Genomic DNA, 15,403 nt, shown 5'->3' on the forward strand with positions numbered 1-15,403 from the left:
GACGGTCCCTCCACGCGCGCGTGGAGGGCCCGTCGTCCGCCGAGTCGCTCAGGGTTCGAGCACCAGGGTGTCGACGGTGCTGCCCTCGACCGCCTTCTTGTCGAAGGACCAGTCGAGCAGTTCACCGTCGGCCCACTTGCCGGTCTGGTCGGTGTAGTGGGCGCTGAAGGCATGCCCCGAGGCGCCGGTGAGGTTGATCCACTTCGACTTGTCGAGGTCGGCGAGGTTGACCACCATCCGCATCGACGGCACCCACACCACTCCGTAACCGCCGGCCGCGTTCCAGCCGGTCGCGTCGACCGTCGCCTCGCCCCCGCCGAGCTTCCAGGGGCCCCGGTTGAGGATGTACTGCAGGAACCCGGGTCCGCTGGTGCCCAGGGTCTGGTTCTTCAGGAACAGGCGGTGCAGCCGGCCCCAGCTCCAGGTGTCGATGTCCTTGCCGAGCTTGGCGGTCAGCTCCCAGCGGGCGTCGATCATGGCCCGCTCGAACAGCTTGTCCCGGTCGTGGACGGCTTCGGGGCGGGTGCCGACGGCGGGCGTCGTCCACCACGGGCTGTCCTTCTTCTCCACGAGCCGGCGCACCACCTCGAACCAGCGGTCGCCCCCGTCCGGCTGCGCCTGGTCGGCGTCACGCTGCCCGCACTCGCGGACCTTGTCCGTGTCGTCGACGGGCCCGGTGGTGTTGACCGGGTCGACCCACAGGCACTGGCCCTTGACGCGCAGCTCCTTGGGCAGCTTGTTGCCGAAGGCCAGCTTCAGGATGTTGCGCCAGACCGCGTTGAAGTAGGCGGCGGCGGCCGAGTCGGCGTCCTGGCTGTAGTCCCAGCCCTGCAGGAGGTTCTGCGCCTCACGGACGTCGGGGTCCTTCAGGTTGATCTTCAGCAGGTACGGCCTCAGCAGCTTCGCGATCTGGCTGTCGTCGTCCAGCTGCATCTGCCGCATGTCGTCCGTGGAGATCTTGCCGCCGCCCTTGATCTTGCTCTTGATCAGGTCGGTGATCCGCTGGCTGCGCGCGCCGTAGCCCCAGTCCGTGGTGAGCGTGTAGGGGTACTTGTCCTTGTCGATCACGGCCTGGTTGGCGGTGACGATGTACCCGCGCGCGGGGTCGTACTCGTAGGGCAGCTCGTCGAACTTGATGTAACCCCGCCACCGGTACCTGGAGTCCCAGCCTTCCGCCGGCACGGCGCCGTCGACGCCCTTCGCGCGCGTGGGGATCTTGCCGGGCAACTGGTAGCCGATGTGGTTCTGCGTGTCGGCGTAGACGAGGTTCTGCGAGGGCACGTCGAAGAGCTCGGCCGCCTTGCGGAAGTCCTTCCAGTCCTTCGCCTTGTTCATGGCGAAGACGGCGTCCATGGTCGTGCCCGCTTCCAGCGCGGTCCACTTCAGGGCCACGCCGTAACCGTCGCCGCGGTCGGGCGCCTCGCCCTCGACCTTGGCCTTCTTGCCGACGTCGACGAGCTCGTCGTCACGGTCGGACAGCAGGGGCATCTTGTCCTCGGTCTGCCGGACGACGATCTTCTTGGAGTCGCCGCCCGCGACCTTGATGGTCTCCTCGCGCGTGAGGAACGGCTTCACCTTGCCGTCGTACTCGTAGCCGTCGTCCCCGGAGAGCTTCTCCAGGTAGAGGTCGGTGACGTCGACGCCCGAGTTGGTCATGCCCCAGGAGATGTCCGCGTTGTGGCCTATGACGACGCCGGGCATCCCCGCGAAGGTGTAGCCGGCGACGTCGTACTGGCACGTGCTGGAGACCTTCCGGCAGTGCAGGCCCATCTGGTACCAGACGGAGGGCAGCGAGGCCGACAGGTGCGGGTCGTTGGCCAGCAGCGGCTTGCCGGTGATCGTGTGCGCGCCGCCGACGACCCAGCTGTTGGAGCCGATGCCGTTGCCGTTCACGCCGACGGCGGTGGGCAGGTCGTCCAGGACGTCGTAGAGGCCCGAGAGCTGGCTCTGCAGGGCCGAACCCGAGCCGCCCGACGTGCCGCCGCTGCCGGACGCGTCGCCGGAGCCGCCCGCCGAGCCGCTTCCGTCGCCGGAGCCGCTGCCGCCCTGGCCGTCGCCCTGCTCGAACGTCTTGGTCAGCTTGTCGTACTGGCCTTCCTGGACGATCGGCTGGTTGGCCCCGTAGCGGTACTCCGGGTACAGGTCGGCGATCTGCTGCGGGCCGAGGCGGCTGGTCATCAGGGCGCGGTCGATCTCGTCCTGCATGTTGCCGCGCAGGTCCCAGGCCATCGCCTTCAGCCAGGACACCGAGTCGACCGGGGTCCACTCGGCGGGCTTGTAGTCGTTGGTGAACCCCAGGGCCGCGTACTCCAGGGAGATGTCCGCGCCGTCCTTGCCCTCGAGATAGGCGTTGACGCCCTGGGCGTATGCCTGGAGGTACTTCTTGGTGGAGGCGGAGAGCTTGGTGTCGTACTCCGTCTTGGCGATCCGGTCCCAGCCCAGGGTGCGCAGGAACTCGTCGTTGTCGACCTGGCTCTCGCCGAACATCTCCGACAGTCGCCCGGAGGTCATGTGCCGGCGGACGTCCATCTCGTAGAAGCGGTCCTGGGCCTGTACATAGCCCTGCGCCATGAACAGGTCCGCGTCGGAGTCCGCGTAGATCTGCGGGATGCCGTAGCCGTCCCGCTGGACGCTCACGGGCCCGGCGAGGCCCTTGAGCGTGATCGAACCCGTGGTCTGCGGGAAGGACGCGCGGACCGTGCTGATGGACCAGTAGGCGCCGTAGGCGATGCCTCCGATGATGGCCAGCACCAGTACAAGAACGATCAAACGGGCTTTGCGCCCCTTCTTCCTGCCGGACTTGACGGGCTTGTCACCCGATGTGGCGGTGGTGTTGGGGGGCATCGCTGTCCTTGCTGTCCTAACGCGAGCGGCAGGCGGGCTGTCCTTTGAATGAGCGCTGGAGCAACCATAGGCGCAGGGGTCTGCGCCACTTGACGCGGAGTCGGGTACCGGCGCGGAAGGATGTTCGATCTCACGGTCGCGGAGCGTCAAGAAATCGTCAAGAGTTAGGTAAGGTAATGAAGTACTTGGGCCCGGGGCGCGCAGCTTCGTGTCCCATGTGACCAGTGCACATGTGCGCCCGTGCCCGAGGCGCGCGCGCCGGTGAAGGGAACCGCCGCTGACTGTCCACCACCTCAACCAGCTCCTGCTCGTCTGCTCCCTCGTACTGCTCGTCGCCGTCGCGGCGGTCCGGATCTCCTCACGCAGCGGGCTCCCCAGCCTGCTCGTCTACCTGGGGATCGGCATCGCCATGGGCCAGGACGGCATCGGCGACATCCACTTCGACAACGCCGAACTGACCCAGGTCATCGGCTACGCCGCCCTGGTCGTGATCCTCGCCGAGGGCGGCCTGGGCACGAAGTGGAAGGAGATCCGGCCGATCCTGCCCTCCGCCACGGCGCTGGCGCTGGCCGGCGTCGCGGTGAGCGTCGGCGTCACGGCCACGGCCGCGCACTTCGTGACGGGGCTGGAATGGCGGCAGGCGCTGATCATCGGCGCGGTGGTGTCCTCGACGGACGCGGCGGCGGTCTTCTCCGTCCTGCGCAAGATCCCATTGCCCGCGCGCGTGACCGGCACCCTGGAGGCCGAGTCCGGCTTCAACGACGCCCCGGTGGTCATCCTGGTCGTCGCCTTCTCCACGGCCGGGCCTGTCGAGCACTGGTACCTGCTTCTGGCCGAGATACTGCTGGAGCTGGCGATCGGCGCCGCCATCGGCCTCGCGGTCGGCTGGCTGGGCTCCTGGGGTCTGCGGCACGTGGCCCTGCCCGCCTCCGGCCTCTACCCGATCGCCGTCATGGCGATCGCGGTCACCGCGTACGCGGCCGGCTCGCTCGCACACGGCAGCGGTTTCCTCGGCGTCTACCTCGCCTCGATGGTGATGGGCAACGCCAAGCTGCCGCACTGGCCCGCCACGCGCGGGTTCGCCGACGGCCTCGGCTGGATCGCCCAGATCGGCATGTTCGTGCTGCTCGGCCTGCTGGTCACCCCGCACGAGCTCGGGGACGACGTGCTGCCCGCACTCGTCATCGGCCTGGTGCTGACCATGGTCGCCCGCCCGCTCAGCGTCGTCCTGTGCCTGACCCCGTTCCGGGTGCCCTGGCAGGAGCAGACGCTGATGTCCTGGGCGGGGCTGCGCGGCGCCGTGCCCATCATCCTGGCGACGATCCCCATGGTGAACGGCGTCGACGCCAGCCGCCGCATCTTCAACATCGTCTTCGTCCTGGTCGTCGTCTACACCCTGGTCCAGGGGCCGACGTTGCCCTGGCTGGCCCGCAAGCTGCGGCTCGGCGGCGACCCCGAGGCCGCCGACCTGGGCGTCGAGTCGGCGCCGCTGGAGCGGCTGCGCGGGCACCTGCTGTCCGTGGCGATCCCCGAGGGATCGAAGATGCACGGCGTCGAGGTCGACGAACTGCGGCTGCCGGCCGGGGCCGCCGTCACCCTCGTCGTGCGCGACGGGACGTCGTTCGTGCCGCTGCCCGCGACCGTCCTGCGGCACGGCGACGAACTCCTCGTCGTGGCCACCGACCCGGTCCGCGACGCGGCCGAGAAGCGGCTGCGCGCCGTCGGGCACGGCGGAAAGCTCGCCGGATGGCTGGGCACCGGCGGCGACACCCGTTAAGCGCGTGTTTCGCACCGTTCACACCCCCCGTATCCCTGGGTGACCGGCCCGGCGGTGCTCCTTTTCACAGGTGGGGACCGCCTTCATCCCTGTACGATGAAGGCGCACTTTGATCGAACCAACTCTGCCTGACGCAGAGCTGGCGCGACCGTATGGCGGCCGGGACACCCTCGCAGCGGAGACCGGCATCTACCGCAGCACGCGCAAGAGGACAGCTCTCGGCGCCCCCGCACGGGCGCGCTACCAGGCGGCAGAAAGGCACGGGCCGTGGCATCCACGGTCACCACCGAGCCGTCGAAGGACTCGTCGGCATCCGCCCCCCGCCCGGGATACGGGCAGCTGCTGCGCACCCGCGGCGCCTGGACGTTCCTGCTGCCCGGCTTCGCCGCCCGCCAGCCGTTCGCGATGCTCACCCTCTCCATCGTGCTCCTCGTGCAGCACACCACCGGCTCGTACGGGGCGGCCGGCGCCGCCGCGGCCGTCACCGGCGTCTCCATGGCGCTGTTCGCCCCCTGGAGCGGCCGTCTCGCCGACCGCCACGGGCAGCGCGCCGTGCTGGTCCCCGGCGTCCTCGTTCACACCGTGTCGGGCCTGGCGCTCACCGCCCTCGCCCTCGCCCACGCACCGCTGTGGGCGGTGTTCGCGGCGGCCGTGCCCACGGGCGCCTCGGTGCCGCAGGTCGGCCCCATGGTGCGGGCCCGCTGGGGTGTGCGGCTGAAGGGCTCGCCCCTGATGACCACCGCGGCGGCCTTCGAGTCCGTCACCGACGAGCTCACCTTCGTCTTCGGCCCGCTGCTGGCGACCGCCCTGTGCACCGTCGTGCATCCGGCGGCCGGTCTGCTCACCGAGGCCTCGCTGACCCTGCTCGGCGGGCTGCTGTTCGCCGCGCAGCGGAGCACACAGCCCCGGGTCGCCGCCGCCGGGCACGCGCGCGTGGAACACTCCTCGGCCCTGCGCGTCCCCGGAGTGCGCGTGCTGATCGTGACCTTCCTGGGCATCGGCTCCGTCTTCGGCGGCATGCAGGTCTCGCTGGCCGCGTTCACCGAGTCGATCGGCGAGCCCGGCCTCAACGGCGTCCTGTACGGCACCTTCGCCGCGGGCAACATGCTCTCCGGCCTGGTCTGCGGCGCCGTCGCCTGGAAGGCAGCGCCGCAGCAGCGTCTGGTCGTCGCCTACGCCGCGCTGGCGCTCGTCGCCTCCGGGCTGTGGGCGGCGCACTCGGTGCTCGTGCTGGCGGGCCTCGGCCTGCTGGTCGGCATGTGCATCGCGCCCGCGCTGATCACCGGCTACACCCTGGTCGAGGGCCTGGTCCCGGCCGGCGCCCGCACGGAGGCCTTCACCTGGCTGACCGGCGCGGTGGCGCTCGGTCAGGCCGCCGCCGTCACGATCGCCGGACAGCTGGAGGACCGCCTCTGGGGCGGCTCCGGATTCCTGGTCCCGATGGGCGGCACGCTGCTGGCCCTGGTCACCCTGCTGGCCCTGCGGTCGAGGCTGGCTACGCGTCCCCGCGAGCGCACCGTCGCACGTGGCGTCGGTCACCGCGTGCCGGTGACAGTGGACTGAACCCGGGGAATGCGTCAAGATAGACCGTCGTTAGCACTCACTGAGTGAGAGTGCCAGGAGGAAGACAGTGCCGACCTACCAGTACCAGTGCACCGAGTGCGGCGAGGGCCTCGAGGCGGTGCAGAAGTTCACCGACGACGCCCTGACCGAGTGCCCCAACTGCGGTGGCCGCCTCAAGAAGGTGTTCTCCGCCGTCGGCATCGTCTTCAAGGGCTCCGGTTTCTACCGCAACGACAGCCGCGGCTCCTCGTCGAGCAGCTCGCCGGCGTCGTCGTCCTCGAAGCCGTCGACGTCCGGTTCCGACACGAAGTCGTCGAGCACGAGCTCCTCGTCCTCCTCGGACTCCAAGTCGTCGAGCAGCGGCACCTCCGCGGGCAGCAGCTCCGCCGCGTAGGACGCCTTTCTTACGAGACCCTGTCGTCGTCCGACGGCGGGGTCTTCGGCGTTCCCCCGCACGGTTAGGGTGCCGTGCATGGTGAACAAGGCGAACGCAGAGATCGGTGTGATCGGCGGCTCCGGCCTCTACTCGTTCCTGGACGACGTGACCGAGCTCCAGGTCGACACCCCCTACGGGCCGCCGAGCGACTCCCTCTTCCTCGGCGAGGTGGCCGGCCGGCGGGTCGCCTTCCTGCCCCGGCACGGACGCGGCCACCATCTGCCGCCCCACCGCATCAACTACCGGGCCAACCTGTGGGCGCTGCGCTCGGTCGGGGTGCGTCAGGTGCTCGGCCCGTGCGCGGTGGGCGGCCTGCGCCCCGAGTACGGGCCCGGCACGCTCCTCGTGCCCGACCAGCTGGTCGACCGCACCAAGTCGCGGACCGGGACCTACTTCGACGGACTGCCGCTGCCCGACGGCACGGTGCCCCAGGTGGTGCACGTGTCGCTGGCCGACCCCTACTGCCCCGCCGGACGGGCGGCGGCGCTCAAGGCGGCGCGCGGCCGCGAGTGGGAACCGGTGGACGCGGGAACCCTCGTCGTGATCGAGGGACCGAGGTTCTCCACCCGTGCCGAATCGCTGTGGCACCAGGCGCAGGGCTGGTCGGTAGTGGGCATGACGGGCCACCCGGAAGCCGCGCTGGCCCGTGAACTCGAGCTCTGCTACACCACGTTGACCCTGGTCACCGATCTGGACGCGGGCGCCGAGAGCGGCGAGGGCGTCTCGCACGAGGAAGTCCTGCGCGTGTTCGCGGCGAACGTGGACCGACTGCGGGGCGTGCTGTTCGACGCGGTGGCGGCGCTGCCGTCGACACAGGACCGCGACTGCGGGTGCCGGAACGCGCTGGGCGGAATGGACCCGGGGTTCGAACTGCCGTAGGCAGGATGGGCTCAGGCGCGGGGTGTGGGGCGCGAGGTGTGGGGCGCGGAGTGCGGGATGCGGGGTGCGGGATGCGGGGTGAGGCGGGCGCGGGCACGGAGATGCGGTGGTGCCGGCTTCTCCGGCGGGTTGCGAGGGGCGCGGGGGCGGGTCGCGGAGACGGGGAGGATCGCGGGGGCGGGGAGGGTCGCGGGGGCGGGGAGGGTCGCGGGGGCGGGGAGGATCGCGGGGGCGTGGCGGGCCGTGAAGGCCGCGGGGGCTGGAACTCCTCGTTCGGGTGAGGGAGTTGTCCACAACCCGTGGATGGTCCACCGGCTCCGGCGAGGGGCGGCGCGAACGGCCATCGTGGCTGTGCAAGCCCGTTCCTCGTCGCAAGCCCGTTCCTCGTCGCAGGTGGTGACCTCGTCGTGTCCCTCACGCCTCCCTTCGCTCCCCTGTCCTCCGCACCGTTTCCGGCCGGGCCCGGCCGTCCCGCGGCTTCCCCCTCGGCCCCCTCGCCTGCCCGCCCCTTCTTCCCGTCGGCGCCCTTCCCGGCGTTGTCCCCGACCCGGTCCGCGACTCCGTCCCCGTCCCCGTCCCCGTCCCCGTCTCCGTCCTTCCCCCGACCACCGGGTGCGGAGGCCCCCGCCAACCGGGAGGTGCCGCCCTTTCCTCCGGTGCGCGTCCGCGGCGGGCTATACCGGCTGAGCCCGATGGGCCGGTCGGCCCGAGGTCGCAGGCGTGCCCTCGCGGTCGGTCTCGCGGTCACCGCCGTCGCGCTGGTGGCGGCCGGGCCGCGGATCGGCGATCCGGTGCGCGGGCACCCGTCCGAGGGAAGCGGCACAGGCGCGTCGGCCCGCGCGCGGTCGGCGCTGCGCGCCCCCGTCCCGAGCGCGCGCCCCGCCCGGAAGCTGTCGGCCCCGGTGCGGATCGCCGATGCCGCAGCCGTCCGGCTGCTGCGCCCCGGAGACCGGGTGGACGTCATCGCCGCCGAGCAGACGGCGCGGGGGGCCACGGCCCGGGTGGTCGCCCGTGGAGCGCTCGTCACCAAGGTGCCCGAACTGCTGGACGCCCCGGCCGGGGACCCCGGGCCGGGAACTGACGCGGGCGCGCTGGTCGTCCTGTCGGTGCCCCGGTCAACCGCGGAGCGCCTCGCGGGCGCGAGCGCCTCTGCGCGACTTTCGGTGACCCTGTGGTGACGTCAAGTCCCCCCTTCGGGGGACCTCGTTGGACACGCATGCCGAGCGTTGACGTAGGTTGCGGAGCTGTTTGTTCCACAACCTGTACATGCGAGGAGTGTCCCCGACGTGAGCGAACAGAAGGCAAGCGTTCTGCAAGGCTTCAAAGCCTTCCTGATGCGTGGCAACGTCGTCGATCTGGCCGTCGCGGTGGTGATCGGCGCGGCCTTCACGAACATCGTCAACTCGGTCGTGAAGGGGATCATCAACCCGATCATCGGAACCATCGGCACGAAGAACCTGGACAGCTACAGCTCCTGCATCAAGGGGGATTGCACCGGGACGGGCGACAGCGCGACCGGTGTCCGGATCCTGTGGGGGTCCGTCCTCGGCGCGACCCTCACGTTCGTGATCACCGCGGCGGTCGTGTACTTCCTGATGGTCCTGCCCATGGCCAAGTACCTGGCGAGGGTCGAGGCCCGCAGGAAGGCCAAGGAGGGCACGCGGGAGATCATCGAGGTGACCGAGCTGGAGGTGCTCAAGGAGATCCGCGACGCCCTGGTCGCCCAGCGGGGCAACGGCCACAGCGAGCGGTAGCGGCGGCACTGCCGGGGGCCGCGCGAAAGGCCGTCCGGCAGGCCGACCGGCAGGCTCTGCGGCCGGTGCGGTCCCGGGTGCCGGTGTGGTCCGGGGTGCCGGGGTGGCCGGTGCGGTCCGCGGTGCCGGGGTGGCCGGTGCGGTCCGCCGTGCCGGTGTGGCCGGTGCGGTCCCGGGTGCCGGTGTGGCCCGGGCGGTGTCAGATGTGGTGGGGCGGCTTCTCGTCGAGGAACCGCCTGAGGTCGGCGGCGCTGTCGCCGTCGGCGGCCGGGCGCTCGCCCCACCCCTGGTCGGTGTCGTCGGAGGACTGTCGGTCCAGCGGGTCGTCGAAGTTCAGCGTGGCCTTCTGGTCGCGCGGCTCGGCGGCGGAGGGGCTGCTCATGGGTCAAGGGTACGGCCCGGGCAGCCGGCCGCGCCGGGGCCGGCTCCTCCGACGCGGAGACTGCGACACGGCCCGCGACGGCCGACGGCGGGTGGCCCGTGGAGAGGATTTTCCCGCCGTCGTCTGCTGTGCTGGGGCCCATGACGTCCCGTACGACTCCGCCGGCCCCTCACTCCGGCGCGCCCTCCCCCGCCCGCGGGAGACCGGTGCGCACACTCACCTCGCGCGGGAGGGACGAGGCGCATCGGGTGGCCTCGCCGCTCGAGCTCTTCTTCGATCTCTGTTTCGTGGTCGCCGTCGCCCAGGCGGGCGTCCAGCTGGTGCACTCCGTGGCGGAGTCCCACGCGGGCGAGGGACTCCTCAACTACGCGATGGTCTTCTTCGCCATCTGGTGGGCGTGGATGAACTTCACCTGGTTCGCCTCGGCCTACGACAACGACGACGTCCTCTACCGCGTCGTCACGCTGGTGCAGATCGCCGGAGTGCTGGTGCTCGCCGCGGGGGTGTCCCGGGCGTTCGAGAGCCACAGCTTCCTGGCCGTCTGGCTGGGCTACGCCATCATGCGCGTGGCCATGTCCTCGCAGTGGCTGCGGGTGGCGCTGTCGACGCAGGGCGCGGAGCGGACGGCCGCGCTGCGATACGCGGGCGGCGTGCTGGCCTGCCAGGTCGGCTGGCTCGGGCTGCTGATCCTGCCCGAGGGCGGCAGGACATGGCTGTTCCTGGCGATGGCGGTGGTGGAGATGTGTGTGCCGCTCTACGCCGAGAAGGACCGGCCGACGTCCTGGCATCCGCACCACATCGCGGAGCGGTACGGGCTGTTCACGATCATCGTGCTCGGCGAGACGATCGCGGCGGCCACGGTCGCGGTGAAGTCCGGCATCGACGAGAGCGACGCGCTGGGCGAGCTGCTGCCGATCGCGGTGGGCGGGTTGCTGATCGTCTTCGCCGCCTGGTGGATCTACTTCGTGGTGCCCATCCACGGTCATCTCCGCTCCAGCAGGCAGGCGTTCCTGTGGGGGTACGGGCACTACTTCGTCTTCGCCTCCGCCGCCGCGATCGGCGCGGGCCTGGAGGTCGCCGTCGAGCAGGCGACCGGCGCGGCCCATCTCTCGACGTCGGCCGCGTCGGCTGCCGTGACGCTGCCGACGGCACTGTTCCTGTCGACGGTCTGGGTCCTGCACGCGCGGCACTTCAAGGTGGGCTTCGCCCAGCAGTCGGTGCTGCCCGTCACCGCGCTGCTGGTGATCTGCTGCACCTTCCTCGGCGAGTGGGCGGTCCTGGCGGCGGGCCTGGTGGCGGCGCTGGCCGTCGCGACCGGGACGACGCTGACGGCGCGCACGCCGGCACGGGAGTCCGGGGCGGCGGGGGAGGCCGCGGAAGCCCGGCAGGGCACCGAGGCACAGGAGGGCATCGAGGCGACGGAGAGCCGGGAGGGCTCGGGCCCAAAGGCGCCGGACAGCCGGGAGGGCTCGGGCCCGGAGGCGCCGGACAGCCGGGAGGGCTCGGGCCCGGAGGCGCCGGACAGCCGGGAGGGCTCGGGCCCGGAGGCGCCGGACAGCCGGGAGGGCTGACTTCGGCCGGGAGACGGGCATGTTGGGCGAGACTGCCCGCATGACAGTTGACGCTCTGACGGACGTCGCCGGCCTGCGGGTCGGGCACGCCACGCGGACGGGCGACGGGTGGCTCACCGGTGCCACGGTCGTCCTCGCACCGGAAGGCGGCGCCGTGGCCGCCGTCGACGTGCGCGGCGGCGGTCCCGGCACCAAGGAGACCGACGCCCTCGATCCGCGCAACCTGGTCCAGCGGGTCGAGGCGATCGTGCTGACCGGCGGCAGCGCCTACGGGCTGGACGCCGCGTCCGGGGTGATGGCCTGGCTGGAGGAGCAGGGCCGCGGGATCCCCGTCGGCCCGGACCCACGGCACGTCGTGCCGGTGGTACCGACCGCCTGTGTCTTCGACCTGGGCCGGGGCGGCGACTTCCGGGCCCGCCCGGACGCGGCCACCGGACGGGCGGCCGTGGAGGCTGCCGCGGCCTGCGAGCCAGGTGCACCGGTGCCGGAGGGCTGCGTCGGCGCGGGCACGGGCGCGGCCGTCGGAGCGATGAAGGGTGGGGTGGGGACCGCCGGCGTCGTCCTCGCGTCGGGGGTCACGGTGGCCGCGCTGGTGGTGGCCAACGCCGTCGGGTCGGTACTGGATCCGGAGACGGGGGTGCTGTACGGGGAGTTGTTCCAGGGGCGCGTGACCTACCCGCGGGCGCGGGTGCACGAGGCCGCGCGCCGTCGGCTGGCCGAGAGCGCGGCGAGGAACGCCCCTGCGCCGCTCAACACGACGCTCGCGGTGGTGGCCACCGACGCGGACCTGTCGAAGGCGCAGGCGCAGAAGCTGGCGGGGACGGCCCACGACGGCATCGCGCGTGCGGTGCGGCCGGTGCACCTGCTCCATGACGGCGACACCGTCTTCACGCTGGCGACGGGCGCGCGTCCGCTCGACCCCGGCAACCCGCTCGCCCTGAACGAAGTGCTCGCGGCGGGTGCGGACATGGTGACGCGGGCGATCGTGCGGGCCGTGCGCGCCGCCGAGTCGGTGGATGTGCCGGGCGGGACCTGGCCCTCGTACCGGGAGTTGTACGGCGAGGCCTGAAGTCCGCACCGGTGACGCCCCACCCGCAGCGGCAGCGGCGTGAGCCGTCCGGCAGGACGGTTGCCCGTACCGGCAGGGCGAGTGCCTTTACCGGCAGGGACGGTTGCCCGTACCGGCAGGGCGAGTGCCTTTACCGGCAGGGGTGGTTGCCCGTACCGGCAGGGCGAGTGCCCTTACCGGCATGGGCGGTTGCCCATAGCGAACCGACAGGGGCGGTTGCCCGTACCGGCTGCGCTTACCGGCCGGCGCGATTGTCCGGGTTCTGTCACGCGACGGCGTCAACCGGGACCGGAGGGAACCCCGTCCGCCGCCGGGCCCCTCCTTGTCCACGTACCGGAGCGGATACCGGAGCGGATCACTCACCTCACACGAAGTTGGAGCAGCCCGTGACAACGGCGGACAAAGCAGCGCGGCGCGCAGTGGCGGCCTGTGCGGCCCTGATCGTCGGGGCCCTGACCCTGACCGCCTGCGGGGGCAGTGCCAGCGCCGAGGACGAGAACGCCAAGGGCGGCAAGAACGGCGCCGGCGGCACGAGCGCCGTCCGGACGTCCACCGCGAAGATCGTCATTTCGGCGAAGGACGGCTCGACGGGCGCGTCGATCAACACGACCGGGGTGAAGGTCAGCGAGGGCCGGCTCACCGAGGTGCAGATGACGATGGCCGGGTCCGGACAGGCCGTCGAGGGCGTCCTGTCGGCGGACGGCGCCGACTGGAAGCCGAAGGAGCAGCTGGAGCGCGGGACGAAGTACCGGATATCGGCGACCGCGAAGGACGCGGACGGCAGGACGGCCGCCGCCAACTCCATCTTCACCACGGTCTCCTCGGCCGACAGCTTCATCGGCACGTACACGCCGGACGACGGCACGACGGTGGGCGTGGGGATGCCGGTGTCGTTCACCTTCGACAAGGCCATCGGCGACAGGAAGGCCGTGCAGTCACACATCACGGTCACCTCCAGCAGCGGCCAGCAGGTGGTGGGGCACTGGTTCGGAGCGCAGCGGCTGGACTTCCGGCCCGAGGAGTACTGGAAGGCCGGCTCCAAGGTCACGATGAAGATCGACCTGGACGGGGTGGAGGGCGCGAACGGGCTCCACGGCGTGCAGAAGAAGACGGTCACCTTCACGGTCGGGCGTTCGCAGGTCTCCACGGTCGACGTGAACACGCAGACCATGACGGTGGTGCGGGACGGCCGGACGCTGAAGACGATCCCGATCTCGTCGGGCGACGCCGAGCACACCACCTACAACGGCCGGATGGTGATCTCCGAGAAGTTCACGCAGACGCGCATGAACAGCAGGACGGTCAACCTGGGCTCCGAGTACGACATCCCGGATGTTCCGCACGCGATGCGGCTGACCGCGTCCGGCACCTTCCTCCACGGCAACTACTGGTACAGGAAGGGCAATCCGCCCTTCGGGCGTACCGGCACCAGTCACGGCTGCGTGGGGCTCGCCGACGTTCAGGGCGCGCGGGGCGACACACCCGCCAAGTGGTTCTACGACCAGTCGCTGATCGGTGACGTGGTGGTCGTCGAGAACTCACCCGACAAGACCGTGGCCCCGGACAACGGCCTCAACGGGTGGAACCTGTCGTGGGCGGATTGGACCGCCGGAAGCGCGGTCTGACCGTATGACCGGCGGTTTCTGAGGGTACGTGGGGCCGTGCGGGAACCGATCGCGCGGCCCGAGCGTTTTCCTCGACGTACGTTTTCTCGGTTCCCGGACATGATGTCCGACCGAGGGGCTACGGTATGCACCCACAAGGTGACATGCAGCAACGCCGGGAGAAGCCTTGAGCGTTCCGTACGAGACCACAGCGTACGAGCCAGCCGAGTCGCCCGAGTCTCCGGAGGAGCACCTCGCGCGACTGCTGGGTCGCGCCCTGAACTCCTTCGAACTGCCCGACGAGGCCCTGCGCCGGCTCGACTACGCGCTGGCCCACGACAGTTCCCTGCACTCGGCGCACCACAGCGCGGGCCTGCACCGGGAGACCTACCGGCACACCTGGCTGCTGGCCGACGGCTGTGCGCTCACGCTGTGGGAGCTGGTGCACAACACCGCGCCGGGCAGCGAGCCGCAGCACGAGGTGTACGTCGACGAGGAAGAGCTGCGCGCCGCCACCGCCCGGCTGCCACTGCCGTCGGACACGCCGGACTTCGAACTGCCGGTGCTGGTACAGCTGTCGCCGGTGCCCGCACCCCGGCACATGTACGTGCCGGACGACTCGGCGGACCACGCGCGCAGACTGCTGCGCCGCGCGGAGAACCCCGATCGGCCCGGTGCGGACACGACCGCGCTGCTGAAGTCGGCGTTCGCACACCAGATCACCCAGGCCTTCGGGCGCCCCTGCCGTGCCGGCCGGATCGGCCTCGGCTACTCGCTCTACGAGCACGCCTTCCTGCTGCGCGACGGCCAGGAGATCTCCCTGTGGGAGGTGGAGCACACGGCCACGCCCGACGGCCGTCACATGTGCGAGGTGTACGCGTCGGAGGACGCGGCACGCGACGCGATGGAGCGCCGGGCGGCCCAGGTCTCCTGAGGAGCGGGGCGTCCGGCCGGGTATCAGCGTCCGTCGCCGAGCCTGCGCACGAGGCCCGCGAACGCGTCCTCCTCCGCCACGGAGAGTTCGACGGTCTCCCGGTGGGGACCGGTCCGCTCCCGACCCCGCAGGACGGGAAGAGCGGGAAGGACGGGGAGGACCGGAACGGCGCGCAGTGCCGCGTGAGCCGCAGCGCGTGCCCGCATACGGCGCAGGACCCGGGTCAGGACGAGCAGCCAGACGACGGACGCCGCGGCGAGAACGGTCAGGGCCGTCAACTGTGCGGGCGTGAGATGCACGGGCATACCGCCAGTACACACCACGGTCCGGGACTTCGGCCCCGGACCGTGACGTATCTCGCAGGCCACGCACATCCCCGGATATCCGCGACGTGCACAGGGCCCGCCCCGGGCCCCGGGGCCGCAGCGCCGGGCGGAGGCCAGGACCGGGCGGAGGCCCGGGAGGGGAGGCCAGGACCGGGCGGAGGCCCGGGGGGCGGAGGCCGGGGCCGCAGGCCCGAGGCCGGGGCCGGGGCCACAGGCCCGAGGCCGGGGCCGGGGCCGCAGGCCCGAGGCCGGGGCCGGGGCCGC

At 71.6% G+C, this 15,403-nt stretch carries 12 protein-coding genes and 1 pseudogene; 10 read left to right on the forward strand and 3 right to left on the reverse strand.

Features of this window, described 5'->3' with window-relative positions; all coding sequences use genetic code 11:
* Positions 1-48: 48 nt before the first annotated feature.
* Positions 49-2,844: a penicillin acylase family protein gene (locus ACN6LD_RS39985; protein ID WP_445045724.1), complete on the reverse strand. Its 2,796-nt coding sequence runs from the start codon at positions 2,842-2,844 to the stop codon at positions 49-51.
* Positions 2,845-3,121: 277 nt separating this feature from the next.
* On the opposite strand from ACN6LD_RS39985, the gene ACN6LD_RS39990 reads away from it, so the two are divergent.
* The 6 genes from ACN6LD_RS39990 to mscL all read left to right on the forward strand — a co-directional run bounded on the left by ACN6LD_RS39990 (position 3,122) and on the right by mscL (position 9,253).
* A complete protein-coding gene (locus ACN6LD_RS39990) occupies positions 3,122-4,621 on the forward strand; it encodes a potassium/proton antiporter (protein ID WP_319192064.1) in 1,500 nt (499 codons plus the stop codon).
* A 267-nt stretch (positions 4,622-4,888) separates the two neighbouring features.
* Positions 4,889-6,184, forward strand: a complete 1,296-nt coding sequence (locus ACN6LD_RS39995) for an MFS transporter (RefSeq protein ID WP_319192039.1) — start codon at positions 4,889-4,891, stop codon at positions 6,182-6,184.
* Positions 6,185-6,251: 67 nt separating this feature from the next.
* On the forward strand, positions 6,252-6,578 hold the full coding sequence (locus tag ACN6LD_RS40000; protein WP_319166732.1) for an FmdB family zinc ribbon protein: 327 nt from the start codon (positions 6,252-6,254) through the stop codon (positions 6,576-6,578).
* A 78-nt stretch (positions 6,579-6,656) separates the two neighbouring features.
* Positions 6,657-7,499, forward strand: a complete 843-nt coding sequence (locus ACN6LD_RS40005; protein ID WP_319192037.1) for an S-methyl-5'-thioadenosine phosphorylase — start codon at positions 6,657-6,659, stop codon at positions 7,497-7,499.
* Between the two features lie 536 nt (positions 7,500-8,035).
* A complete protein-coding gene (locus tag ACN6LD_RS40010) occupies positions 8,036-8,677 on the forward strand; it encodes an RcpC/CpaB family pilus assembly protein (protein WP_445045725.1) in 642 nt (213 codons plus the stop codon).
* A 108-nt stretch (positions 8,678-8,785) separates the two neighbouring features.
* On the forward strand, positions 8,786-9,253 hold the full coding sequence (gene mscL / locus ACN6LD_RS40015; RefSeq protein ID WP_319196573.1) for a large conductance mechanosensitive channel protein MscL: 468 nt from the start codon (positions 8,786-8,788) through the stop codon (positions 9,251-9,253).
* Between the two features lie 199 nt (positions 9,254-9,452).
* Here mscL and ACN6LD_RS40020 read toward each other — a convergent pair whose 3' ends face one another.
* Entirely contained in the window at positions 9,453-9,635 is a 183-nt protein-coding gene (locus ACN6LD_RS40020) for a hypothetical protein (protein WP_445045726.1), read from the reverse strand.
* 140 nt (positions 9,636-9,775) lie between these two features.
* On the opposite strand from ACN6LD_RS40020, the pseudogene ACN6LD_RS40025 reads away from it, so the two are divergent.
* The 4 genes and pseudogenes from ACN6LD_RS40025 to ACN6LD_RS40040 form a co-directional block, all read left to right on the forward strand.
* A pseudogene (locus tag ACN6LD_RS40025) lies at positions 9,776-11,008 on the forward strand (low temperature requirement protein A); the annotation flags it as partial.
* Between the two features lie 238 nt (positions 11,009-11,246).
* Positions 11,247-12,275, forward strand: coding sequence for a P1 family peptidase (locus ACN6LD_RS40030; protein WP_445045727.1), 1,029 nt, complete (start codon positions 11,247-11,249; stop codon positions 12,273-12,275).
* 386 nt (positions 12,276-12,661) lie between these two features.
* Entirely contained in the window at positions 12,662-13,900 is a 1,239-nt protein-coding gene (locus ACN6LD_RS40035) for a L,D-transpeptidase (protein ID WP_445045728.1), read from the forward strand.
* Between the two features lie 166 nt (positions 13,901-14,066).
* Positions 14,067-14,813 carry a DUF6227 family protein gene (locus ACN6LD_RS40040; RefSeq protein WP_319196563.1) on the forward strand — a complete coding sequence of 249 codons (747 nt, stop codon included), beginning with the start codon at positions 14,067-14,069 and terminating at the stop codon, positions 14,811-14,813.
* Between the two features lie 23 nt (positions 14,814-14,836).
* Here ACN6LD_RS40040 and ACN6LD_RS40045 read toward each other — a convergent pair whose 3' ends face one another.
* Entirely contained in the window at positions 14,837-15,118 is a 282-nt protein-coding gene (locus ACN6LD_RS40045; protein WP_319196562.1) for a hypothetical protein, read from the reverse strand.
* Positions 15,119-15,403 lie beyond the last annotated feature (285 nt).

The organism is Streptomyces sp. SAS_272, from assembly GCF_052543235.1.

What these genes read in the sequence shown, in the direction of transcription:
- ACN6LD_RS40020 (WP_445045726.1), bottom strand. Translation starts at nt 9,635, where the DNA reads ATGAGCAGCCCCTCCGCCGCCGAGCCGCGCGACCAGAAGGCCACGCTG.
- ACN6LD_RS40045 (WP_319196562.1), bottom strand. Translation starts at nt 15,118, where the DNA reads ATGCCCGTGCATCTCACGCCCGCACAGTTGACGGCCCTGACCGTTCTC.
- ACN6LD_RS40030 (WP_445045727.1), top strand. Translation starts at nt 11,247, where the DNA reads ATGACAGTTGACGCTCTGACGGACGTCGCCGGCCTGCGGGTCGGGCAC.
- ACN6LD_RS40005 (WP_319192037.1), top strand. Translation starts at nt 6,657, where the DNA reads ATGGTGAACAAGGCGAACGCAGAGATCGGTGTGATCGGCGGCTCCGGC.
- ACN6LD_RS39985 (WP_445045724.1), bottom strand. Translation starts at nt 2,844, where the DNA reads ATGCCCCCCAACACCACCGCCACATCGGGTGACAAGCCCGTCAAGTCC.